Source organism: Candidatus Sulfotelmatobacter sp. (assembly GCA_035504415.1).
In the GTDB taxonomy this organism is placed as follows: domain Bacteria; phylum Vulcanimicrobiota; class Vulcanimicrobiia; order Vulcanimicrobiales; family Vulcanimicrobiaceae; genus Vulcanimicrobium.
This window is the reverse complement of record DATJRY010000017.1, coordinates 236,042-257,540: the sequence shown is the minus strand read 5'-3', so window position 1 is coordinate 257,540 and position 21,499 is coordinate 236,042. Positions and strand designations below refer to the sequence as shown.

At 72.2% G+C, this 21,499-nt stretch carries 24 protein-coding genes; 15 read left to right on the top strand and 9 right to left on the bottom strand.

Going from position 1 to position 21,499, the window contains the following annotated elements; genetic code table 11:
• Positions 1-30 precede the first annotated feature (30 nt).
• Genes VMD91_14935 through VMD91_14885 form a run of 11 tightly spaced genes read left to right on the top strand, consistent with a single transcriptional unit; the run spans position 31 to position 10,375 of the window.
• On the top strand, positions 31-1,620 hold the full coding sequence (locus VMD91_14935; protein ID HTW85364.1) for a class I adenylate-forming enzyme family protein: 1,590 nt from the start codon (positions 31-33) through the stop codon (positions 1,618-1,620).
• A complete protein-coding gene (locus VMD91_14930) occupies positions 1,617-2,633 on the top strand; it encodes a 2Fe-2S iron-sulfur cluster-binding protein (GenBank protein ID HTW85363.1) in 1,017 nt (338 codons plus the stop codon). Before VMD91_14935 ends, VMD91_14930 begins: the two co-directional genes overlap by 4 nt.
• Positions 2,630-3,565 carry an SDR family oxidoreductase gene (locus VMD91_14925; GenBank protein HTW85362.1) on the top strand — a complete coding sequence of 312 codons (936 nt, stop codon included), beginning with the start codon at positions 2,630-2,632 and terminating at the stop codon, positions 3,563-3,565. The genes VMD91_14930 and VMD91_14925 overlap by 4 nt, the downstream gene beginning before the upstream one ends.
• 15 nt (positions 3,566-3,580) lie before the next feature.
• On the top strand, positions 3,581-4,297 hold the full coding sequence (locus VMD91_14920; protein ID HTW85361.1) for a Phenylacetic acid catabolic protein: 717 nt from the start codon (positions 3,581-3,583) through the stop codon (positions 4,295-4,297).
• A 4-nt stretch (positions 4,298-4,301) separates the two neighbouring features.
• On the top strand, positions 4,302-4,838 hold the full coding sequence (locus tag VMD91_14915) for a hypothetical protein (protein HTW85360.1): 537 nt from the start codon (positions 4,302-4,304) through the stop codon (positions 4,836-4,838).
• Positions 4,838-5,743: a fumarylacetoacetate hydrolase family protein gene (locus VMD91_14910; GenBank protein HTW85359.1), complete on the top strand. Its 906-nt coding sequence runs from the start codon at positions 4,838-4,840 to the stop codon at positions 5,741-5,743. The genes VMD91_14915 and VMD91_14910 overlap by 1 nt, the downstream gene beginning before the upstream one ends.
• The gene (locus VMD91_14905; GenBank protein ID HTW85358.1) at positions 5,740-6,681 is read left to right on the top strand and encodes a cupin domain-containing protein; all 942 of its coding nucleotides are present in this window, start codon (positions 5,740-5,742) and stop codon (positions 6,679-6,681) included. Before VMD91_14910 ends, VMD91_14905 begins: the two co-directional genes overlap by 4 nt.
• On the top strand, positions 6,671-7,120 hold the full coding sequence (locus VMD91_14900) for a thioesterase family protein (GenBank protein HTW85357.1): 450 nt from the start codon (positions 6,671-6,673) through the stop codon (positions 7,118-7,120). Before VMD91_14905 ends, VMD91_14900 begins: the two co-directional genes overlap by 11 nt.
• Positions 7,117-9,198: an acetate--CoA ligase family protein gene (locus tag VMD91_14895; GenBank protein HTW85356.1), complete on the top strand. Its 2,082-nt coding sequence runs from the start codon at positions 7,117-7,119 to the stop codon at positions 9,196-9,198. The genes VMD91_14900 and VMD91_14895 overlap by 4 nt, the downstream gene beginning before the upstream one ends.
• Before the next feature lie 26 nt (positions 9,199-9,224).
• Complete coding sequence (locus VMD91_14890) at positions 9,225-9,707, top strand: hypothetical protein (GenBank protein ID HTW85355.1); 483 nt, start codon at positions 9,225-9,227, stop codon at positions 9,705-9,707.
• Positions 9,708-9,766: 59 nt separating this feature from the next.
• On the top strand, positions 9,767-10,375 hold the full coding sequence (locus tag VMD91_14885; GenBank protein HTW85354.1) for a sterol desaturase family protein: 609 nt from the start codon (positions 9,767-9,769) through the stop codon (positions 10,373-10,375).
• Here VMD91_14885 and VMD91_14880 read toward each other — a convergent pair.
• The 9 genes from VMD91_14880 to paaI form a co-directional block, all read right to left on the bottom strand.
• Positions 10,372-10,746, bottom strand: a complete 375-nt coding sequence (locus tag VMD91_14880) for a DUF302 domain-containing protein (GenBank protein ID HTW85353.1) — start codon at positions 10,744-10,746, stop codon at positions 10,372-10,374. The two genes, VMD91_14885 and VMD91_14880, sit on opposite strands and share 4 nt — an antisense overlap.
• A 37-nt stretch (positions 10,747-10,783) precedes the next feature.
• Positions 10,784-11,998 carry a thiolase family protein gene (locus VMD91_14875; protein HTW85352.1) on the bottom strand — a complete coding sequence of 405 codons (1,215 nt, stop codon included), beginning with the start codon at positions 11,996-11,998 and terminating at the stop codon, positions 10,784-10,786.
• Positions 11,995-13,734, bottom strand: coding sequence for a feruloyl-CoA synthase (locus VMD91_14870; protein ID HTW85351.1), 1,740 nt, complete (start codon positions 13,732-13,734; stop codon positions 11,995-11,997). Before VMD91_14870 ends, VMD91_14875 begins: the two co-directional genes overlap by 4 nt.
• A gap of 2 nt (positions 13,735-13,736) precedes the next feature.
• Positions 13,737-14,513, bottom strand: a complete 777-nt coding sequence (locus tag VMD91_14865; GenBank protein HTW85350.1) for a crotonase/enoyl-CoA hydratase family protein — start codon at positions 14,511-14,513, stop codon at positions 13,737-13,739.
• An 18-nt stretch (positions 14,514-14,531) separates the two neighbouring features.
• Positions 14,532-14,999, bottom strand: a complete 468-nt coding sequence (locus VMD91_14860; GenBank protein ID HTW85349.1) for a MarR family transcriptional regulator — start codon at positions 14,997-14,999, stop codon at positions 14,532-14,534.
• Positions 14,996-15,724, bottom strand: coding sequence for an ABC transporter ATP-binding protein (locus VMD91_14855; protein ID HTW85348.1), 729 nt, complete (start codon positions 15,722-15,724; stop codon positions 14,996-14,998). The genes VMD91_14860 and VMD91_14855 overlap by 4 nt, the downstream gene beginning before the upstream one ends.
• Positions 15,724-17,490 carry a branched-chain amino acid ABC transporter ATP-binding protein/permease gene (locus tag VMD91_14850; GenBank protein HTW85347.1) on the bottom strand — a complete coding sequence of 589 codons (1,767 nt, stop codon included), beginning with the start codon at positions 17,488-17,490 and terminating at the stop codon, positions 15,724-15,726. The genes VMD91_14855 and VMD91_14850 overlap by 1 nt, the downstream gene beginning before the upstream one ends.
• Positions 17,487-18,341 (bottom strand): branched-chain amino acid ABC transporter permease, encoded by an 855-nt coding sequence (locus VMD91_14845; protein ID HTW85346.1) that lies wholly within the window; start codon positions 18,339-18,341, stop codon positions 17,487-17,489. Before VMD91_14845 ends, VMD91_14850 begins: the two co-directional genes overlap by 4 nt.
• 83 nt (positions 18,342-18,424) lie before the next feature.
• Entirely contained in the window at positions 18,425-18,871 is a 447-nt protein-coding gene (gene paaI, locus VMD91_14840; GenBank protein ID HTW85345.1) for a hydroxyphenylacetyl-CoA thioesterase PaaI, read from the bottom strand.
• A gap of 46 nt (positions 18,872-18,917) precedes the next feature.
• Here paaI and VMD91_14835 point away from each other — a divergent pair, with 46 nt between their 5' ends.
• The 4 genes from VMD91_14835 to VMD91_14820 are packed head-to-tail and all read left to right on the top strand — an operon-like array spanning position 18,918 to position 21,427.
• Entirely contained in the window at positions 18,918-19,940 is a 1,023-nt protein-coding gene (locus VMD91_14835; GenBank protein ID HTW85344.1) for a CaiB/BaiF CoA-transferase family protein, read from the top strand.
• Entirely contained in the window at positions 19,937-20,695 is a 759-nt protein-coding gene (locus VMD91_14830) for a class II aldolase/adducin family protein (protein ID HTW85343.1), read from the top strand. Before VMD91_14835 ends, VMD91_14830 begins: the two co-directional genes overlap by 4 nt.
• Positions 20,692-20,991 (top strand): acylphosphatase, encoded by a 300-nt coding sequence (locus VMD91_14825; GenBank protein ID HTW85342.1) that lies wholly within the window; start codon positions 20,692-20,694, stop codon positions 20,989-20,991. Before VMD91_14830 ends, VMD91_14825 begins: the two co-directional genes overlap by 4 nt.
• A gap of 1 nt (position 20,992) precedes the next feature.
• Complete coding sequence (locus VMD91_14820) at positions 20,993-21,427, top strand: hypothetical protein (protein ID HTW85341.1); 435 nt, start codon at positions 20,993-20,995, stop codon at positions 21,425-21,427.
• Positions 21,428-21,499: the final 72 nt, after the last annotated feature.

Below are 21,499 nucleotides of genomic sequence, written 5' to 3'. Positions count from 1 at the left end.
GTCGAAGTCGCCGTTGAAGGAGCCCCCTGCGTGGACACCTCCGCCTACCTCTACGACCCGCGGCCACATGCGGATCGGAGCGTGCTCCGGCCGGTGACCTTCGGCGCGCTCTTCGACGCGACGACCGCCCGGCGGCCGGAGGCGGTCGCCGCGATCGAGGACGGCCGGCGCTCCACCTGGGCGGAGCTGGCGACCCAGACGGACCGCTTGGGCGGCTGGCTGGCCGCACGCGGAATCGGCCGCGGCGACGTCGTCGGGCTGCACCTCCCCAACGGCGTCGCCTACGTGGTCGCGCACGCCGCGCTGGCCAAGCTGGGCGCGGTCCTGCTGACCCTACACCCGGCCTACCGCGAGCACGAGCTGCGCGCGATCCTCGCGCACGCGCGGGCGCGCGCGCTGTTCTGTCCGGCGAGCGCCGCCGACCGGCTCGCGCCGCTGAGCGCCGAGCTCGGCCTGCTGACCATCCCGGTCGGTGATCCCGCACGCGGCTTCGCCGCGATCGTCGCCGATACGTCGCTGCGCGCGCCGGCCTGGCCGCCGGTCGCGCCCGACGATCCGATGGCGCTCCTGCCCACTTCGGGCACCGAGTCGCTGCGCCCGAAGATCACCATGCACGCGCACGAAGGACTACTCTCGAACGCCGATCAGGTCGCGCGCGACGCGAACGTCGGCGAGGACGACGTCTTCCTGAGCGCCAGCGGCTTCACCCACGCGTTCGGCCTGCTCTCGTTACACCTGTGCGTGCTCCGCGGCGGCCGCTTCGTCGCGCTGCCGAAGTGGGATCCGGCGCGCCTCGTGGCCCTCGTGCGCGACGAGGGTGTGACCCGCGCCTGGGCCGTTCCCGCGCAGCTCGCCGATCTGCTCGTCCTGCTCGGGGAGAGCGCGATCGGCGCGCCTGCGCTGCGCGAGGTGCGCACCGGCGGCGCGGCCGTTCCCGCCGCGTTCGTGCGCGGGGTGCGTGCCGCGTTCGGCTGCGAGCTGATCGTGCAGTGGGGGATGTCGGAGCTGGGCGCGGGCTGCACCACCGGCGCCGGCGATCCGGAGGCCGTCGTCGCCTCGACGATCGGCCGCCCGCTGGCCGGTGCGCGCGCGCGCGCGGCCGATGCGCACGGCGGTGAGGTCGCGCCCGGCGAGAGCGGCGAGTTTCTCTATTGCCGCGCCGACATGTTCCGCGGCTACCTCGACGAACCGGAGCTGACCGCGGCCGCGTTCACGCCCGACGGCACGCTGCGCACCGGCGACGTGGTCGCGCTGGTCGACGCGGGCCGCGTCGCCTTCCGCGGACGCACCAAAGACCTCATCAACCGCGGCGGCATGAAGATCAGCGCCTACGAGCTGGAAGCGCACCTGGTGCGCTTGCCGCAGGTCCGTCAGCTGGCGGTCGTCGCGTACGCCGACGAACGGCTGGGCGAACGCGTCTGCTGCGTCGTCTCGCTGCACGACGGACACGCGCTCGCGCTCGACGACGTGCTGGCGTATCTCGACGGCGCCGACGTCGCCAAGTACAAGTGGCCCGAGCGCCTGCTGGTACTCGCGGCGCTCCCGACGACGCCGAGCGGGAAGGTGCACAAGGCCGCCGTGCGCGAGCTGGTGCTGCGCGAAGAGGTCGTCGCCGGATGAGCTTCACCGTGCGCGTCACGCAGTTCGACGAACCGTTCACCGTCGAGATGGGCGAGACGATCGTCGACGCCGCTCTGCGCCAGGGCTTGGCGTACCCGCACTCGTGCCGGGCCGGCAACTGCTCGACCTGCAAGTCCGAGCTGATCGCGGGCGAGGTCGACCTGATGGAGTACTCGGAGTTCGCGTTGACGGACGCCGAACGCGCCGCCGGCAAGATCCTCGCCTGCCGCGCCGTCCCGTGGTCCGACTGCACCGTCGCCTATTTGAACGAAGACGAGATGGTCGCGCACCCGCAGCGCATCCTGACCACCCGCATCGTCGCGCTCGAGCACGCCGCGCACGACGTGGTCGTGCTCAAGCTCGCCGTCCTCTCCGGCGGGCCGTTCACCTTCTCGGCGGGCCAATATGCGTCGCTCGCGTTCCCCGGTTTGCCGCGGCGCGACTTCTCGATGGCCAACGCGCCCGGTGACGAGCCGCTCGAGTTCCACATCCGCGCGCTGCCCGACGGCGTCGTCTCGGCGTACGTCGCGACGCGGGCCGCGGTCGGCGACGAGCTGCGCGTGATCGGGCCGTTCGGCGGCGCGTACCTGCGCGACGCGCACACCGGCCCGCTGCTGCTCGCCGGCGGCGGCACGGGTCTGGCGCCGATCCTCTCGATCGTGCGGACGGCGCTGGCGCGGGACCCGCAACGGCCCGTCGAGCTGTACGTCGGCGTGCGCGACGAACGCGACCTCTACGCCGAAGCCGAACTCGACGCGTTGGCCGCGAAGCACCCCAGCATGCACGTCCATCGCATCCTCTCCGCACCGAGCGGCTCGACCGCGCGCCGGACCGGTTTCATCCACGACGCGATCGCGGCCGACCTCGGCGCGCTGACCGACGTCAAAGCGTACGTCGCCGGTCCGCCGGTCATGGTCGACGCGGTCAGCGAGCTGCTGACCGCCCGCGGCTTGGCCAAGCGCGACCTGCACGCCGACGCGTTCTTCCCCGCCGCCCAAGGAGCGCCGGCGTGAGCGCGCTGCACGGACGGGTCGCGATCGTCACCGGCGGTGCGCGCGGTATCGGCGCCGCGATCGTGCGCGCGCTCGTCGGCGCGGGCGCCAAGGTCGTCGCGATCGACAACGGGGCGTCGATCGACGGCCTGGGCTTCGAGCCGAACGTCTTGGCGCCGCTGGTCGCCGAGCTGGGCGCCGCGGTCGCGCCGCTCGAGCGCAACGTCGCCGATCCCGGCATCGCCGACGAAGCGGTCGCGCTGGCGCAGTCGCAGTTCGGCGGTCTCGACATCGTCGTCAACAACGCGGCGATCCTGCGCGACGCGTTCGTCTTCAAAGGCAGCCGCGCCGACTACGAGGCCGTGCTGCAGACCAACCTGATCGGCGCCTACGCGCTGATCCGCGCCGCCGCACCCGTGCTGCGCGAGAACGCCAAGCTCAACCGCGGCGGCGAGCCCTATCGCTGGGGCCGCATCGTCGACATCGTCTCGTCGGCCGCCATCTGGGGCAACTTCGGCCAAGCCGCGTACGCCAGCGCCAAAGGCGGCCTGATCGCGCTGACCCGGGTCGTCGCGATGGACCTGGCGCGCTCCAACGTCACCGCCAACGCGATCGCGCCGTTCGGCGCGACCCGCGTCACCGACTCGATCGTGCCCGCCAACGACGCGCAGGCCGCGTACAAGGAAGCCGCGCTGACCGTCGATCCCGCCCACGTCGGCCGCTTCGTCGCATACCTGTGCAGCGCGGACGCGCAACCGATCACCGGCCAACTGTTCGGCGTGCGCGGGCGCGAAGTGTTCCTGTTCTCGCAGCCGCGCCCGATCGCGCGCTTCACCACCGACGCCGCCCCGTCGCTCGACGCGATCGCCGCCGACGTCGCGCGCACGTTCACGCCCCATCTCACCGGCCTCGAGACCGATCTCGAGGCGTTCAGCACCCCGCCCGTCGTTTAGCCGAAGGAGACACCCGTGTCCGCCGCCCTCGAAGTCAAGACCGCCGCCGACCTCGCGCAGCAACCGCAAGAGTACCAGGACGCGGTCCGCAAGATCGTCATCTCCCACGCCGTCAACGAGCTCTACGGGGCGCAGGTGTTTGACGAACCCGCCGTGGCCTTCGCGCCCACGCCCTACTGGAAGTGGCTCACCTGCCGCGTCGCGATGGAAGAGTACGGCCACCACGTGCGCTTCTTCCAGCTCGGGCGCGACATGGGCGTCCCCGAAGAGAAAATGATCCCCGACCGCACCGCGAAGCGCCCGCTCTCGATCTTCGAGACGCCGCTCGAATCGTGGGAAGAGTTCTGCGTCATCAAGTTCTTGGCCGACATGGCGGAGATCCTACAGGTCGAAGATCTGCTGCACTGCACCTACATCCCGCTGCGCAACGCCGGCCGCGCGACGATGCCCGAGGAGCGCTTCCACGCCAAGTTCGGTGAGGATTCGGTCTCGGAGCTGGTGGCCACGCCCGCAGGCAAAGCGAAGGTGCAGGCGGCGATCGACAAGATTTGGCCGACGCTGCCCGCGTTCTTCGGCGGCTCGAAGTCGAAGAACAACGAGATCTTCCGCAAATGGGGGATCAAGCAGCGCACCAACGACGAGATGCGGACCGACTTCATCGACCGCGCGCAGGCATTGGTCGCGAAGTACGGCCTGACGCTCCCGGAGCTGCCGGCCGAATCCGTCGCGTAGCGCGATGACCGTCGATCTCGACGCCGTGCGCGCGATCGCCGGCGCGATGGGCGCCCGGCCGTGGTTCACGCGGTTGGGCGTGCCGTTGACCGGCGACGAGCTCGCACTGACGCAGGTGGCGGCCGGTGGCTATCGCGTCACCGGCGTCGATGTCGTGCCCGATCTGGCGGCGGCCAAGGCGCTGGTGCTCGACCCCGCCGGCGCGGCCGCGGCCGATGCCGACGCGGTCGAGGCGCGCGTCCTGCGCGACCGCGCGGTGGCGGCGGCCGGCGAGCGCGCCGTGCTCGGCGATCTGAGCGCGATCGTCGACGCGTCGCTCGAGCCGACGATCGCGGCAGCGCGCACGGCGCTCGCCGCGGCGAGCATCGCCGACGACGAGTTCGCGCGCGTCCTGGCCGGGGCGGCGGCGCTGGCGGCGTATCATGCCGCGCTGGCGAAGGCGTGCGGCATGTCCGACCACGCGTTCGTCGCGATCGACGCACTGTTCGCGCGCGGCCGCTGGCCGCTCGGCCCGCACGCCGGCCGGTTCGCGGTGCTCTGATGCGCCTGGCACTGTTCGACGACTGGCGGCTGGGCGCCGTCGACGCCGCGGGGACGTCTCTGGTCGACGTGACCGCGGCGATCCCCGACTGGTCCGACGACGAGCTGGGTGCCGGCTGGTGGGTGCGACTGGTGCGCGACTTCGCGCAGCGGCGCGGCGCGATCGAGCGGCTCGCCGCCAACCCCAACGCAACCGCGATCCCGCTCGAGCGCGTACGGCTGCGCGCGTCGGCGCTCAACCCGACCAAGATCGTCGCGGCCGCCGCCAACTACGCGGCACACGTCGAGGAGATGCGCGGCGGCGTGCTCGAGCGCGTCGCCGGCGGCGTCGATCCGGCGTTGCTCGACTTCGACGTCTTCCTCAAGGCGCCGTCGGCGCTGTGCGGCCCGTCCGATCGCATCGTGCTCCCGCACGGGCCGCTGGTCGACGGCAAAGAGGTCCATCACGAGTGCGAGCTGACCGTCGTGATCGGCGAGCGGGCCACCGCCGTCGACGCCGCCGACGCGCTCGACCACGTCTTCGGCTACACGATCGGCCTGGACGTCACCGTGCGCGGCAAGGGCGAGCGCGTGCGTCGCAAGAGCTACGACACCTTCGCGCCGATCGGTCCGTGGGTGACGACCGCCGACGAGATCCCCGATCCGATGGCGCTCGACATCGACCTCACCATCGACGGCCACGCGCGCCAGCACGTGAACACGAGAGACATGACGGTCGGCGTGGCGGATCTGATCGCTTACGCCTCGGCCGCGATGACACTCGAGCCCGGCGATCTGCTGATGACCGGCGCGCCGCCCGGCGTCGGGGAGATCCACGCCGGCGAGACGCTCGTGTGCACGGTCAGCCGCATCGGCTCGTTCTCGATCGGCGTCACCGCGCCGACCCACGCAGGAGGTTCCGCATGATCGCTCACGACACGCTCGAGGCGCTGTTCGCCGACGGTGCGCAATCGGCCGTCGATCCGCTCTGGACGAACATGCACGCCATCGTGCCGCCGGTCCCGCGCCCCAAGGGCGTTGCGCACGTCTGGCGCTACGGCGCGATCCGGCCGCTGCTCGATCGCGCCGGCCGGCTGGTCAGCGCCGAGGACGCGGAACGGCGCGTGTTCATGTTGACCAACCCGACGCTGAAGGCGCCGTACACGACCGACACGCTCTACGCCGGGCTGCAGCTCATCCTGCCGGGCGAGGTGGCGCGGGCGCATCGCCACACCTCGTTCGCGCTGCGCTTCATCGTCGAGGGCGAGGGCGCGTACACCGCGGTCGGCGGCGAGAAGGTCCTCATGGGGCGCGGCGATCTCGTGTTGACGCCCTCGTTCGAGTTCCACGACCACGGCAACGAGTCCGACCGTCCGATGGTGTGGCTGGACGGCCTGGACATCCCGCTCTTCCACTTCTTCCCGGCCAACTTCGCCGAGCCGTGGACGCAGCCGCGTTTCCCCTCGGAGCCCGCGCCGGCCGACTCGCGCCTGCGGTTTCCGTGGGCGCAGATGCAGGCGCGGCTCGACGACGCCGGCGGCACCGTCGAGCTGCCGTACGAGGACAAGCGCGCCGGCGGCCCGATCGCGCGCACGACGGCCGCTTCGGCGCTGCGTCTGCAGCCGGGCGTGCCGACGGCCACCGTGCGCGAAACCTCGAGCGCGATCTACCACGTCGTGCGCGGCAGCGGCCGCACGCGCGTCGGCGACCAGGTGCTGGAGTGGAAAGAACGCGACACGTTCTGCGTCCCCTCGTGGCAGCCGTACGCGCACGAGACCGACGGCGGCGAAGCGGCGTATCTGTTCCGCTACGACGACGCGCCGGCGTTCCGCGCGCTGGGCATGTACCGACGCGATGCCGCCTGAGCCACGCGGCCGCGTCTCGCGGCTCGACCTGCGCGTGCGCTTCGGCGAAACCGACGCGTTCGGCATCGTCTTCTATCCGAACTTCTTCCAGTATTTCGATCTGGCGACCGAGGAGCTGTGGCGGCAGAGCCCCTACGACTTCTCGGCCGGGATCACCGGCGGCGGGATCGGCTTTCCGATCATGGAGACGGGCGCGAAGTTCTTCGCACCGCTGCACCCGGGCGATGAGTTCACCGTCGTCACCACGGTGACCGAGGTGCGCACGCGCGGGCTGCGCGTCGACCACGAGATCCGCCGCGGCGAGACGCTGATCGCGACCGGCTTCGAGGTGCGCGCGCACGCGCGCAAGCTGCCCGGCGAGGAGAAGCTGGTGATGGAAGCGATCCCCGACGATCTGCGCGCGTGGCTGTTGCCCACGACGGCGGACGCGACGGCGTGAGCCGGCGTGGCCTCGAGCGGCTGTTCGCGCCGCGGTCGATCGCCGTCGTCGGCGCCTCGACCGCACCCGACAAAGCCGGTCACCAACTGCTCAAGAACCTGCGCGGCTTCGACGGCGCGCTGTATCCGATCAACTCGAAGGCCGATGAGGTCCTCGGCTACCGCGCCTATCCGACCTTGGCCGCGATCGGGACGCCGGTCGATCTGGTCGCGTTGGCGATTCCGGCCGACGCGTGTCCGCCCGCGCTGGCCGCCGCCGACGCGGCCGGCGCCGGCGGCGCGCTGATCGCCGGCGGCGGCTTCGGCGAGAGCGGCGCGTCGGGTGCCTCGTTGCAGGACGCGCTGGCCACGGTCTGCCGCAACGGGTCGATCCGCTTGTTGGGCCCGAACACGGCCGGTTTCGCCAACCCCGTCGCCGGCTTCGCCGCGTCGTTCGCGCCCGGCCTCGAACGACTGCCGGCCGGCCGCATCGCCGTCGTCGCGCAGAGCGCGGGCGTCAACATCACGACCGCGTTCTTGCTGCAGAACCGCGGCTACGGCGCGCGGCTGGCAGTCGGTTTGGGCAACAGCGTCGACGTCACCGCCGCCGACGTCGTCGACTGGTTGGCCGACGATCCGCACACGGACGTGATCGCGCTGCACCTCGAGGGGATCCCCAACGGACGCGCACTGACCGCGGCGATCCGCCGTGCGGTACCGGCGAAAGCGGTCGTCGCGCTGACCGTCGGCCGCGCCGACGTCGCGACCTTCGCGCAGTCGCACACCGGCAACCTGATCGGCGACTACGCGCGCAAACGCGCGGCGCTGCGCGCTGCCGGCGCCGTGCTGGTCGAGACGACCGACGACCTGGTCGACGCGGCCATCGCACTCGTCCACGGCCGCATCCCGCCGACCGCGAACGCCGGCGTCGGGCTGATGACGGCGCAAGCGGGACCGGGGCTGCTGATGCTGGACGCGCTGCGCGCGAGCGGCGTGCGGATTCCGACGCTCGGCGACGCGGCGGCGGCGCGCATCGCCGAGCTGCTGCCGCCGATGACCTACGTGCGCAACCCCGTCGACACGGCGCGCCCGGCGGCGACGTATCCCGACGTGCTGCGCGCCATCGCCGGCGACCCCGACGTCGATGCGCTCGCGGTCTACACGCTGCACGAGCCGGCCGCCGTCGATCCGGTCGCGGTCTTTCGCGCCGCGAAAGCCGAGCTCGGCGTGCCCGTCGTGTTCGGCACGATGGGAATCGACGGCGACGTCGCACCGACCTTCGCCGCACTGCGCGAGCTCGGGGTCGCGGCGTATCCCGGCCCCGAACGTGCGGCGCGCGCGGTGCGCGCGCTGGTCGAGGACGCCGCGGGACGCGCCTCGGTGCTGCGCGCCCGAGCGACGGCGAACGCCGCGCTTTCGGGGCCGGTGCGCGCACCGCTCGACGAGCTCGGCGGCAAGGCGCTGCTGCGCGCGTACGGCATCGCGACGCCGCGCGCGCAGGCGTGCGCGACGCGCGCCGAGGCGCACGCGGCCTTCACCGCGCTGGCCAAACCGGTCGTCGTCAAGGTGCTCAACCCGGCGATCCTCCACAAGACGGAAGCCGGCGGCGTGCACCTGTTCGTCGATACGCCGGAACGGCTCGACGCCGCGCTGGACGCGATCGATCGCATCGACGCGCCGGCCCCGTCGCGCTACGTCGTCGAGGAGATGGCGCCGCCGGGCCTCGAGCTGATCGTGGGCGCGCTCAACGACCCCTCGTTCGGCCCGACGGTGCTGATCGGGATGGGCGGTACGCAAGCCGAGGCGCTGCGCGACACGGCGACCGCACCGGCACCGCTCGACGCCGACGACGCGCTGGCGCTGCTGGGCTCGCTGCGCACGGCCGCGCTGCTCGACGGGTGGCGCGGCGCGCCGGCGGTCGATCGCCGCGCCCTCGCCGACGCGATCGTCGCGGTCGGCCGGCTCATCGCCGCACACCCCGAGGTCGCCGAGCTCGACGTCAACCCGCTGCGCGCGTATCCGGGCGGCGTGCTCGCCCTCGACGCCGCGGTCGTGCTCGCACCAGGCACCAGCAAGGCAAGCGTCGTAGCCCCGGCCTGATGCCGGCCGTGAACGAGAGGATCCGTATGCTGCGAACGCTCCTGGGCGGCGCCCTCGCGCTGGCCGTCGTCGCGAACGCGACGCTCGTTGCCTGCGCCCAAGACGTTCCCGTCCCCGCGCAGTGCACGCCGCAGGTCAACGCGCACCTCAGCGATTTGATCGCGTCGAACCGGACGGGTGAGGTCGACAACGTGATGGTGTGCGGCACCACGATCAGCGCGTCGCGCACGCAGCGCGGCGGACCGCACGGCAACCACGAGATCCTGCCGTTGCGCGTCCACTTCCCCGACGGGTCGGCGCAACTGATCCAGGTCGTGATCAACGACTCGCTCGACGGCAAGGTCACCGCCCCCGCCCACGCCGCCGTGTTCGCCTTCGGTCAGTACTTCAACGACGGCCCGGGCGGGCATTTCGCGGCCGGGATCCACGACGTCCACTGCTCGACCCATCGCGGGGCGGACAACGGCTGGGTCGTGGTCAATGGAACCAAGACTCCGGCCAGTTGTTGAGAATCGCTCTCGACTTCACAACTTGTTCCGCTTCACCCGGGTAGAGTAGAGTACAGATGATGAGCGCGCTCTTCGCGATCCTCGCCGTGGCGATCGTCCTGGTCGTCGGCGACTTCGGGTCGACCTTCTTCTACCACGTGCCGCAGCACGTCTGGTTCAAGCTCCACCTGCGGTACCACCACGACAACCGCCGCTCGTTCTGGGACCACGCGATCGTCTCGCGCGACCCCTGGGTGCTGCTGGACGGCTTCTACGGCTGCGTCCCCTACATCATCGTGGCAGCGGCTTGCTGGCGTCTCTCGCCGGTCGGAGCGATCATCGGCCTGCTGATCGGCGAGTTCCACGTCTGGTGGCGCCATACGACCGAGATCGGCTTCCGCACGCCGGCCTGGTTCCGGCTGCTGACCCGGCCGACCGGACTGGTGCTGCCCGAGGACCACAACGGGCACCATAAGGACCCGGAGACCGAGTTCGGCGACATCTTCCGCTTCTACGACGCTCCCGCGCGCGTGATGATCGCCGCGCTGCGCGCCGTCAGCGGGCCGCGCGCCGTCCGCGTGCGCAACGCCAAGCGCGCCGTGACCGCGATGTTCATCGCCGGCTTCCGCGTCGCCGCGGGCCGTCCACGCCGCCGCCGCGTGCTGGTGCGCGCGGCCAGCCGGGCCTAGCCGGCGACCGAACCGATCAGCGTCGCGAGCGCTTTGTCGAGCGCCGCGACGTGGGGCTCGCCGGCCGGGACGCCGACGCCTGCCGCGAGCGCGGCCATGTCGGCTGCGGCGACCTGCACCGCGCCGTTTTGCTCCCACACCAACAGCTTGATGGGCAGGTGGAGCGCCATCAGCGGATACGCTTCCATCAGGGGCGTGCCGCCCTTGGGGTTGCCGAAGACGATCAGCGTCGTCGGCCGCATCGTCAGACCGACGCTCTGCGCCGCCGCGGCCTGATCGATCGTCACGAAGATGGTGTTCCCACCGCCGGTGATCGTCGACGTCAGCCGATCGATCGTCTCACGATACGCATAACGGCTCTTCTGCTGCATGCACGGCGCTTCGCGCCGCATGGAGCGGCTTCCGTTCCTAGGCCGCCGGGTTTTCCAACAAGATCACCACGCCTTGACCGCCGCCGGCGCACGCGCCGGCGATGCCCCAGCGTTCGCCGCTCTCGCGCAGCGCGCGCGCCAGCGTCAGCGTGCAGCGCACGCCGGTGGCGGCCAGCGGGTGGCCGATCGCGATGCCGCCGCCGTTGACGTTGAGGCACTCGTGGTCGATCCCCAACTCGCGCTCGACGGCAAGGATCTGCGCGCCGAAGGCTTCGTTGATCTCCCAGCGGCCGATGTCGCCGAGGTCGAGCCCCGCCTTCGCCACCATCGCCCGCGAGGCCGGGACGGGGCCGATGCCCATGATCTCGGGCGGGACGCCGAACGAGACGGCACCGGCGACGCGCGCCAGCACGCCGTCCTGCTCGCCCTTCACGACGATCGCGCCGGCCGCGCCGTCGACGATCGCGCTGGAGTTGCCGCCGGTCTGCACGCCGCCGAACGCGGGCTTGAGCTTGCCCAGCGTCGCGGCGTCGGTCGGACGCGGGTGCGTGTCGCGCGCGACCGACTCGGTGCCGCGCTCGAGGCGCAGGGTGCGGTCTTCGTAGCCGTCGCGCGCGAACGTCGCGTTGCGCAGCGGCACGACCTCGTCGTCGAAGTAGCCGCGTTCTTGGCCGGCGAGCGCGCGGGCGAAGCTGTCGGCGGCGAAGGCGTCGACCTCCTCGCGCTGCAGGCCGTATTGCTTGGCCAGGTTCTCGGCGGTGTCGCCCATGCGGATGCCGGGCGCGGTGTCGAGCGTCGCTTCCCACAAGAAGTCGGCGAACTGGACCTGACCCATCTTGAAGCCGCCGCGATGCGTGTAGGCGACGACCGGGTTGCGCGACATCGACTCGGCGCCGACGCACAGCGCGCGGCTGGCGCGCCCGAGCGCCAGCGCGTCGGCGGCGTTCACGATCGTCTCGAAGCCCGAACCGCAGACGCGCATGACTTGCAGCGCCGGCACCTCGATCGGCACGCCGCTGTACAGCCCGACGTGGCGCGCGAAGCAATATGCGTCGAACGAGGCTTGCGCGACGCTGGCGGCGATGACGTGGTCGACGTCGGCCGGGTCGGTGCCGGTCTTCTCCAGCGCGGCGCGGGCCGCCGCGATGCCCAAGTCGGTCGGCGAGACGTCGCGGACCGGACCGTTGTAGTCGACGAACGGCGTGCGCGCGCCGCCCAACAGCCAGACGTCGTCGTAGAGAACGGGATTCATCGGATCGGCAGGACCTCGGGATCGAGCGGGTCGGCGTACAGACGCGCGACGTCGGCCGCGCGGCGCGTCAGCACGCGCCGCTGGTTGACGGAGCCTTTGTCGGTGATCTCGCCGTCGGCGCCGCTGGGCGCGTCGGGCAACAGCAGCACGCGGGTCACGCGCTGCGAGAGGCCGCCGGCGCGGGCGTTGCGTTCGAGCAGCGCCGCGCGCAGCCGCTCGCGCACCGCCGGATGCGCGGCCAACTCGGCGCGCTCGGCGTTGGGCAGGCCGGCCAGCTCGCGCGCCGCGGCCAGGTTCACGAAGCCCAGCAGGCCCAGCTCCTCCTGGTCGGCGCCGGCGACGACGACGTCGTCGAGCAGCGGCGCCGTCGCTTCGACGCTCGCCAGACGCACCGCGCCGACGTTGACCCACGTGCCCGACGAGAGCTTGAAATTCTCGCTGATGCGGCCGGCGAAGACGATGCCGCGCGCGGGGTCGTTCGGATCGAGCAGCTCCGCGGCGTCGCCGCTCTTGTAGTAGCCTTCCTCGTCGAACGCCGCGGCGGTCGCGTCGGGGTTGCGCCAGTAGCCCGGCGTCACGCTCGGGCCGCGCACGCGCATCTCCCAGCGATCGTCGACCGGCGCGAGCTTGATCTCGACGCCCGGCACCGGCGTGCCGATCGTTTCAGGCGCGGCCGGGCGCGGTCCCCACACGGCGGTCGCCATCGGCGCGGTCTCGGTCGCGCCCCAACACGAGACGACCGGAATCTCGCGGCCGGCATACCGGAGCGCCAACTGCGCCAAACGCGCGCGCAGCGTCTCGTGGATCGCGGCGCCGGCGTTGAGCAGCACGCGCACGCGCGAGAAGAACGCAGCCGCCAGCGCTTCGTCGCGCTCGAACGCATCGGCCAGCAGCTGGTAGCCGCGCGGCACGTTGAAGTAGAACGTCGGCGCGACCTCGCGCAGGTTGCGCAGCGTCGCGTCGAATGCGCCCGGCAGCGGTCGCCCGTCGTCGACGTAGAAGGTGCCGCCGTTGCGCAGCACCAGACCGAATATCTTGCTGCCCGAGGCGACGTGGCTCCACGGCGCCCAATCGACGACGACCGGATCGTCGACGCGTTCGGCCCAGATCTGCGTGAGCATGGTCTGGTTCGAGCACAGCATGCGGTGGGTCGTGACGACGCCCTTCGGCGTGCCGGTCGAGCCCGAGGTGAACAGGATCTTGGCGACCGTGTCGGGGCCGATGCGCGCGAACGCGGCATCGGCCAACTCGCGGTCCCCGCGCAACGCCGCGACGTCGGTCAGCAGCGGGAGGCCGCGCACGCCGCGGGCGACGTTGTCCGCCAACGTCGCGTCGGGGACCAGCACCGCCGCCGGGTGCAGCACCTCGAGCAGCGCGCGCAGCCGCGCGGGGTCGGCGTCGGCGCGCGCGTAGTTCACCGAGAGCGGCGCCACCGGGATGCCGGCGTACAGCGCGCCCAGCACCACCAGCGCGTGGTCGATGCCGTTCTCGGCGATCACGGCCAGCGGATGGTCGGGGCCGCCGATCGCCAGCAGCGCACCGCCGATCTCGCGCGCACGCTCGAGCGCGCGCGCGTAGGTGACCGTGCGCCAGCCCTCGCCGGCGCGCTGCGCCATGAACACGTGATCGGGCCGCTGCGCGGCCCAGCGGACGAGATCGTCGCCGACCCGGTCGGGATACCGTCCCAGCGGGACCTCCGAGCGCAGCACGCGCTCGGCCCGGAGCGCGCTCGTCACGCTCATCGCACCCGCCGCTCCAGGAAATCGGTGATGCGCTGATACCCTTCGCCGCTGGACTCGACCAGCGCCGCGACCAGCGACTCGGTGAACAAGCCCGCGTCGGGCGGCATCGTCGCGATCCGTTCGAGCGCGGTCACGATCGCGCGGTTCGTCCCCTGCGCGTTGGTGACGATCTGCTCGGCCAGCGCGGTCGCTTTCTCGAGCGCCTTGCCCGGCTCGACCACGTAGTGGGCCAGGCCCAGCGCCAGCCCTTCGCGCGCGTCGTAGCGATGGCCGGTCAGCATCATCTCGATCATGCGGTGCACGCCGATGATGCGCGCGACGCGCACTGCCGCGCCGCCGCCGGTGAAGATGCCGCGCTGCCCTTCCGGCAGGGCGAAGAACGCGGTCTCGTCGGCGACGCGCACGTGCGTCGACGCGGCCAGCTCCAGGCCGCCGCCGACGACCGCGCCGTGCAGCGCGCTGACGACCGGGATCCCGCCTAGCTGGATCTTCTCGAACACGCGCCGCCAGAGCTGCGAGTGGTCGAACGTCTCTTGCGGCGTGCGCTGGCGCGCCTCGGTCAGATCGAGACCGGCGCAGAAATGATCGCCCTCGCCCGAGATCACCCACACGCGCGTGCCGGGCGGCGGGGCGCTGAACGCCGCCTCGAGCGCGAGGATCAGATCGACGTTGACGGCGTTGCGCTTGTCGGGCCGGATCAGGCGAACGTGGGCGACCGGGCCGTCGGCGTCGATCCGCAACGGCGGCAGCGGCGTGGGGGAGGGTGCGCTCATGGTGTCCTCGACCGCATTCTAGCGCGAATTGTTGCGTCCAGCAACAATATTGGCGGGGCTGGTCAGCTTGCCCAAGAGGCGTAGCAGCGTCGCGCGCTCGGCGGTGCTGAGCGGGGCCAAGAGTGCCTCTTCGGAGGCCAGCACCTTGGGCAGCATGGCGTCGACGTAGGCGCGACCCTTGGCGGTGAGGACCGGCGGCGCGACCCGCCGGTCGGCGCGCGAGCTGCCGCGCTCGATCAGCTTGGCCTCCTCGAGCCGGTCGACCATCCGCACCATCGTCGAGCGGTCCAAGCTCAGCACCTTGGCCAGCGTCGTCTGCTTGATCCCCGGATTGGCTTCGACCAGCAGCAGCACGGCCAGGTGCGGCGGCGTGATCCCCTTGCGGGTCGCCTCGGCGGGGAAGTCGTCGTACGCGCGCAGCTGCGCGCGGCGCAAATGGTAACCGACAACCGGCGCGAGCCGGCCGAGCTGAACGGGCTCGCTCATGCCGGCTCACCTCCGGTGTGGCCGCCCAGATAGATCTCCTGCACGCGCGCGTCGGCGGCGAGTCGCTCCGCGGTGTCGTGCAGCACGACCGCGCCGTGCTCGAGCACGTACGCGCGATCGGCGTGACGCAGCGTCAAGTACGCGTTCTGCTCGACCAGCAGCACCGCGACGCCGCCGCGCGTCAGCTCGGCGACGATGCCGAAGATCTGCTCGACGATCTGCGGCGCGAGCCCGGTCGAGGGCTCGTCGAGCATCAACAGCTTCGGCTTCGCCATCAGCGCGCGGCCGATCGCCAGCATCTGCTGCTCGCCGCCGGAGAGCGAGAACGCGGTCTGGCCGCGCCGCGCCGCGAGTTGCGGGAAACGCGCGTAGACCGCGTCCAACTCGGCGCCGAGCGCGCGGCGATCGGCGACGTACGCGCCCAGCCGCAGGTTGTCGTCGACGCTCAGCTCGGTGAACAGCTGCCGCCCTTCGGGGACCTGCAGCAAACCCCAGCGCACCAATCGTTCCGTCGTCGCGCGCAGCGCGTCGTGGCCGTCGAACCTGATGCCGCCCGCGCGCACGTCGGCGTCGTAGCGCGAGATCGCCCGCAACAGCGTGGACTTGCCGGCGCCGTTGGCGCCGAGCACGGCGACCAGCTCGCCCGCGTCGACCTCGAGGTCGACGCCGCGCAACACGTCGAGCGCACCGTAGCCGGCGGACAAGCCGCGCACCTCGAGCAGCATCAGCCGGCGGTCCCCAAGTACGCGGCGACGACCTGCGGGTCGTTCCGCACCGCGGCCGGCACGCCGTCGGCGATGGTGTGGCCGAACTCCAGCACCAGCACGCGCTCGGAGATGGTCATGACCAGCCGCATGTCGTGCTCGATCAGCAGCAGCGTGACGCCGCGGTCGCGCAGGGCCAGCAGATCGCCTTGCAGCGTCTCGCGCTCGGACGCGTTGAGGCCGGCCGCCGGCTCGTCGACCAGCAGCAGCCACGGGTCGGCGGCGATGGCCCGCGCCAGCTCGACGCGGCGGCGATCGCCGAACGGCAGATCGCGCGCGTAGGTGCCGGCCAAATGCTCGATGCGCAGCTGCGCCAGCGTGTCGCGCGCGCGCTCGATCGCCTCGTGACGCGCGTGCGTCGCGGCGGGCAGGCCGAGCAAGTCGGCGGCGAAACCGGTGCGCTCGGCGCGAAACGCGCCGGCCACGACGTTCTCGAGCACCGTCATCTCGCCGAACAGGCGCGCGTTCTGGAAGGTGCGGCCGACGCCGAGCTTGGCGATGCGGTGCGGCTGCCAGCCGGTGACGTCGACGCCGCCGATCCGTACCTGGCCCGCGCTCGTGCGGCCGACGCCGCAGATCGCGTTGAAGAGCGTCGTCTTGCCCGCGCCGTTGGGACCGATCAGCGAGGTCAAGCTGCCGGGCGCGAGCGCGAACGAGACGTCGTCCACCGCGACCAGGCCGCCGAAGCGCTTGGTGACGCCGCGCACCTCCAGCGGCGTCGCCGCCGGCGGCGCGATCGGCCGGGCCACGGGCGCGCGCTCGCTGACCGTGCCGACGCGCGCGACGGGCGCCGTGCGGCGACGCGAACCGCGCCGCACCAGGCCGAACAGACCGCCCGGCGCGACCACGACGATCGCGATGACCAGCAGCCCGTAGACGACCTCGCGCCAATTCTCGAACTGGTTGCCGACCACGTCGAGAAAGCCGATCGCGACCGCGCCGACGATCGCGCCCGAGACGCTGCCCGCCCCGCCCAGCACGACCATCAACAGGAAATCGATCGAGCGATCGACGCCGAACGCATCCGGCACGACGACGCCGATCAGCGGCGCGTAGAGCGCCCCGGCCAGCCCGGCCAGCGCACCGGCGTACGCGAAGGCGACGATCTTGTAGCGCCGGGTCGGCACGCCCAGGACTTCGGCGGCCAGCTCGTCGTTGCGGATCGTCTCGAACGCGGTGCCGGTGCGACCGCGCAGCAGGTTGAGGGTCAGCGCGGCGACGACCAGCGCGACGATCCACACGCACGCGTAGCCGGCCGTCCCGGCCAGCGAGAACGGCCCGAGCTTGACGATCGGCAGATCGGTGAAGCCGCTCGCGCCGCCCAGCGCCTGGCTCTGGTGGAACACGCCTTGCACGATCAGCCCGAACGCGAGCGTCGCCATCGCCAAGTAGTGACCGCGAAAGCGCAGCGCGATGAAGCCGAGCACGACGCCGACGACGCTGGCGACGACGATCCCCGCCACGGCGCCGACCCAGAACGGCAGGTTCGCGAGGTCGATGCAGGCGGCGACGGCGTAAGCGCCGATCGCGAAGAAACCCGCTTGGCCGAGCGAGATCTGGTTGACGTTGCCCAGCAGCACCGAGAGCCCGATCGCGGCGATCGCCCACATCGCGGCGTACGTCGCGGCTTGGACGAAGCCGGCGCCGTGGAGGAACAGGCCGCCCAGCAGCACCAGCAGCGCGATGGCCGGCAGCACGCGCGCGTCGGCGCGGAGACGGTCGATCAATCCCGCACCGCTCCGCGCGTGCCGAACAGCCCTTGCGGGCGCAGCAGCAGCATCACCAGCAAGAGCGCGTAGACGGTCGGCTCGGCGCGGCTGGCGCCCAGCCCGCTCTGCAAGAACTTCTCGACGACGCCGACCAGCAGGCCGCCGGCGACGCAGCCGATCGGCGAGTCGAGGCCGCCGACGATCGCGCCGACGAAACCCTTGATCGCGATCGCGACGCCGCCCGCGCCGCCGACCAGCGTGATCGGGCCGATAATCGTGCCGCCGTACGCCGCCAACGCGATCGAGAGCCCGACGCTGATCGCGCGCGCGCGCGTCACGTCGATGCCGACCAGCCGCGCGCCCAGCGGGTTGTTGGCCGCCGCGCGAATCGCCTTGCCGTAGTACGTGCGCTCGAAGAAGACGTACAGCGCCGCCAGCGCCAGCAGCAGCAGCGCGCCGATCCACAGCGACTGGATCTGGATCGTCGCCCCGGCGACGACGATCGCGTCGCTCAGCCGGCCGGTGAACGGCGGCAGCGGCTGCTGCAGCGAACCCCAGGTGGGCACCAGCGCGTGACCGTACAGCAAGACGAAGACCGTTCCGACGGTCGCGATGGTGACGCCCATCTCGCCCGAGCGCGCGGCGGGCCGCAGCACGAAGCGTTCGAAGCCCAGGCCGAGCACGAAACCGCAGATGGTAGCCCCGATCAGCGCCACCACGCTGGTGGCGTGGAACGTCTGCATCAGCGTCAGCGCGATCAGGCCGCCGACGACGGTGAACTCACCCTGGGCGAAGTTCATCACCCGCGTCGCGCGCAGGATGATGTGTAAGCCCAGCGCGACGAGCGCGTAGCCGCTGCCGACGGTCAGGCCGGCGACGATCAGCTGGAGCAGCGCGATCCTCCTTCGCTCCGGATGTTGTTGCGCTTCGCAACAATATCCTGTCCGGCGACCTACGCCGCGGGGTCGGGCAGAACCGGTCCCTTGACGCGGTACGAGACGCCGCGGAAGAGCGCGACCAGCTCGCCCTCGCCGCGCGTGACGGTGACGTCGTAGACGCCGGTGCGGCCTTTGCCCGAGCGCTCCTGCGCCTCGGCGACGAGCCGGTCGCCGAGCTTTCCCGCCGCGACGTACGAGATCGAGCACTGCAGCGCGACGGCCGCCTCGTTGCGCGAGTTGCAGGCGAAGGCGAACCCGCTGTCGGCCAGCGTGAACACGACGCCGCCGTGCGCGATCGCGTGGCCGTTGACCATCTCGTCGCGGATCGTCAACGCCACCCGCGCGTAGCCGGGCCGCGCCTCTTCGATCTCGATGCCGAGCGCCTGCGAGGCGCGATCGCGCCGCAGCATCTCCGCGGCGCAGGCGCGCGCGAGCGCATCGGGATCCATCGCGGTCGTCACCCGCGGGAGGTTGGCGCGCGCCGAGCGGCCTACCTGTCACGCTGCGATGAGCAGCGAAGTTCCGGCCGCCGGCGCGCTCGCGGGCGTGCGGGTCGTCGATCTCTCGGCACGCTTGCCGGGCCCGCTGGCAACGCTGTTTCTCGCCGCGGCCGGTGCCGAGGTGACGCGGGTCGAGCCGCCCGGCGGCGACGTGATGCGCCGCGCCGACGGCGTCTGGCCGCAGGCGCCGGCGGCGTTCGCGCTGTTGCACGCGGGCAAGCGCTGCATCGAGCTCGACCTCAAAGATCCCGCCGGCTACGACGCGCTGATCGGGCTGGTGCGCGAGAGCGACGTGGTCGTCGACGGCTTCCGGCCCGCGGTCGCGCGGCGGCTCGGACTCGACCACGCGACGCTCGCGCGGCACGCGCCGCGCATCATCACCTGTTCGATCGTCGGCTACGATCCCGACGGCCCCGACGCGGCGCGCGCGGGGCACGACCTCACCTATCTCGCCGAGCGCGGCGTGCTGGCGCTGCTGCGCACCCACGACGGCGTGCCCGCGCTGCCCGGCGTGCTGCTGGCCGACGTCGGCGGCGGCTCGTACCCGGCCGTCGTCAACATCCTGCTCGCGCTGTACGCGCGCGAGCGCACCGGACACGGCGCGCACCTCGACGTGCCGCTCGCCGACGCGTTGGCACCGTTCACGCTGTGGGCGCGAGCGACGGCCGCCGGCGGCGGATCGCTCGACGTCGCGCGCGGCGTGTTCACCGGCGGCTCGCCGCGCTACGGCTGCTACCGCACGGCCGACGGCGCGTGGTTGGCGGTCGGCGCGCTCGAGCCGCACTTCTGGCGCGCGTTCTGCGCGACGCTCGCGATCGACGAGAGCGCCGACGTCGCGGCGGTGGCGGCGGCGGTCGCGCGACACGACGCCGCCTGGTTCGCGCGCCTGCGCGAGGTCGATACCTGTGCGGCGTTCGTCGCTCCGGTCGCCGCCGCCGCCGGCGAGGGCACGTTGCCGCTGCCGCTGGCCGCGGCGGTGCGCGCCGACCCGGACGGCGCGTCCTCGGCCGCGAAGGATACGCGACCATGACCACCACCGTGCTCTCGAGCACGAGCAGCGAAACGCTCGCGCTCCCCGTCCGCCAACGGCTGGCGTTGGCGCTGCGCGTGCTGGCCGCACACGGGATCGCCGACCTCGCGGCCGGCCATGTCACCGTGCGCGAGCCCGGGACGGCGACCTGGTGGACGAACCCGTGGGACCACTTGTGGCCTTCGATGCGCGCGTCGGACCTCGTCCGCGTCGATGCGAGCGGGCGCGTCGTCGAAGGCACGACCGCGCCCAGCGAGTACCTCGAGGTTCACTTCGCACTCTACCAGCGCGCGCCCGAGCTGGCGTGCGTCGTGCACAACCATCCGCGCTGGGCGCTGCTGTTCGCGGCCTCCGGTGCGCCGCTGCTCACCCTCGACCAGCAGAGCGCGCTGTTCTTCGAGCGGCACGTCGTCTACGACGAGTATCGCGGCTTGGCGAGGGGCGCCGACAAGACGCTGCCGGCGGTCGAGGCGATGCTCGCCGCCGGCGCCCACACCGCTTATCTGCGCTCGCACGGGCTGGTCGTGTGCGGCGAGTCGTTGGAGACGGCGCTCTTCCGCACCATCTACGCCGAGCGCGCCGCCGAGCTGAGCTGCCGCGCACGGATGAGCGCGGGCACGCCGATCGCGATGGACGAGGCGGTCGCGCGCGCGACCCGCGACTCGTTCGAGCGCGGCGAGCCGCCGGTCGTCGCGCTCAACGCGGCCGCGCTCTATCGCGACGTGCTGCGCACCGACCCGACCGTCCTCGCGTGAGCGGCGGCGAGGGGCGTGTGCGCGCGATCGTGCGCCTGCGCGGGCGGGTCCAGACCGTCGGCTTTCGCGACACCGTGCTCGAGGTCGCCCGGCGACACGCGGTCTTCGGCCACGTACGCAACGTGCGCGACGGCGAGCAGTTGGAGATCGACGTCGAAGGCACAGCCGACGACGTCGACGCCTTCCTCGACGACGTGCTGGCGCACCCGCCGCGCTACGCTCGCGTCGAAGGGGTCGAGCGCGAAGCGGCGCCGCCGACGGGTGCAACTCGCTTCGCGCGCGCGAGTACGTCCTGAGGTGCTGCGCGATCCGCTGGTCCTGGCCGGCTACGTCATCGCCGTCCTCGCGACGCTGCTGCTGATCCGCCACGTCGCGCGCCTGTGGCCGAACGCGCCGCCACGCATTCCGCTGCAAATCGGCCTCGACGGCCGGCCACGCTGGCTCGCGCCGCGCGGCTTCGTCTGGCTGGCCCCGGCGATCGTGGCCGCCGTCGTCATCGTGCTCGGCTTCGCGGTCGCCGCGACGCCGCCCGACGGTACCTCCGCGCCGGCATTGTTCCTGGTCTTCCTCACGATCGCCGAGGTCTGCGGGCTGGTCGGCTGGACGACCGGGTTGCAAGTCCAGCTCGGCCGCAACCAGACCTATCGCATCGCCCCGATCCGCTTGCTGCGCGCCGCGGTCCCGATTCTGCTGACGGTCCTAGCGGCCGTCTACGTCGGAGCGACCGGGTGACCGCCGGAGTGCGACCTGATACCGAGCCACTTCAACGCGCAATCTCTCCACGTCATCGCCGTGCGACCATAA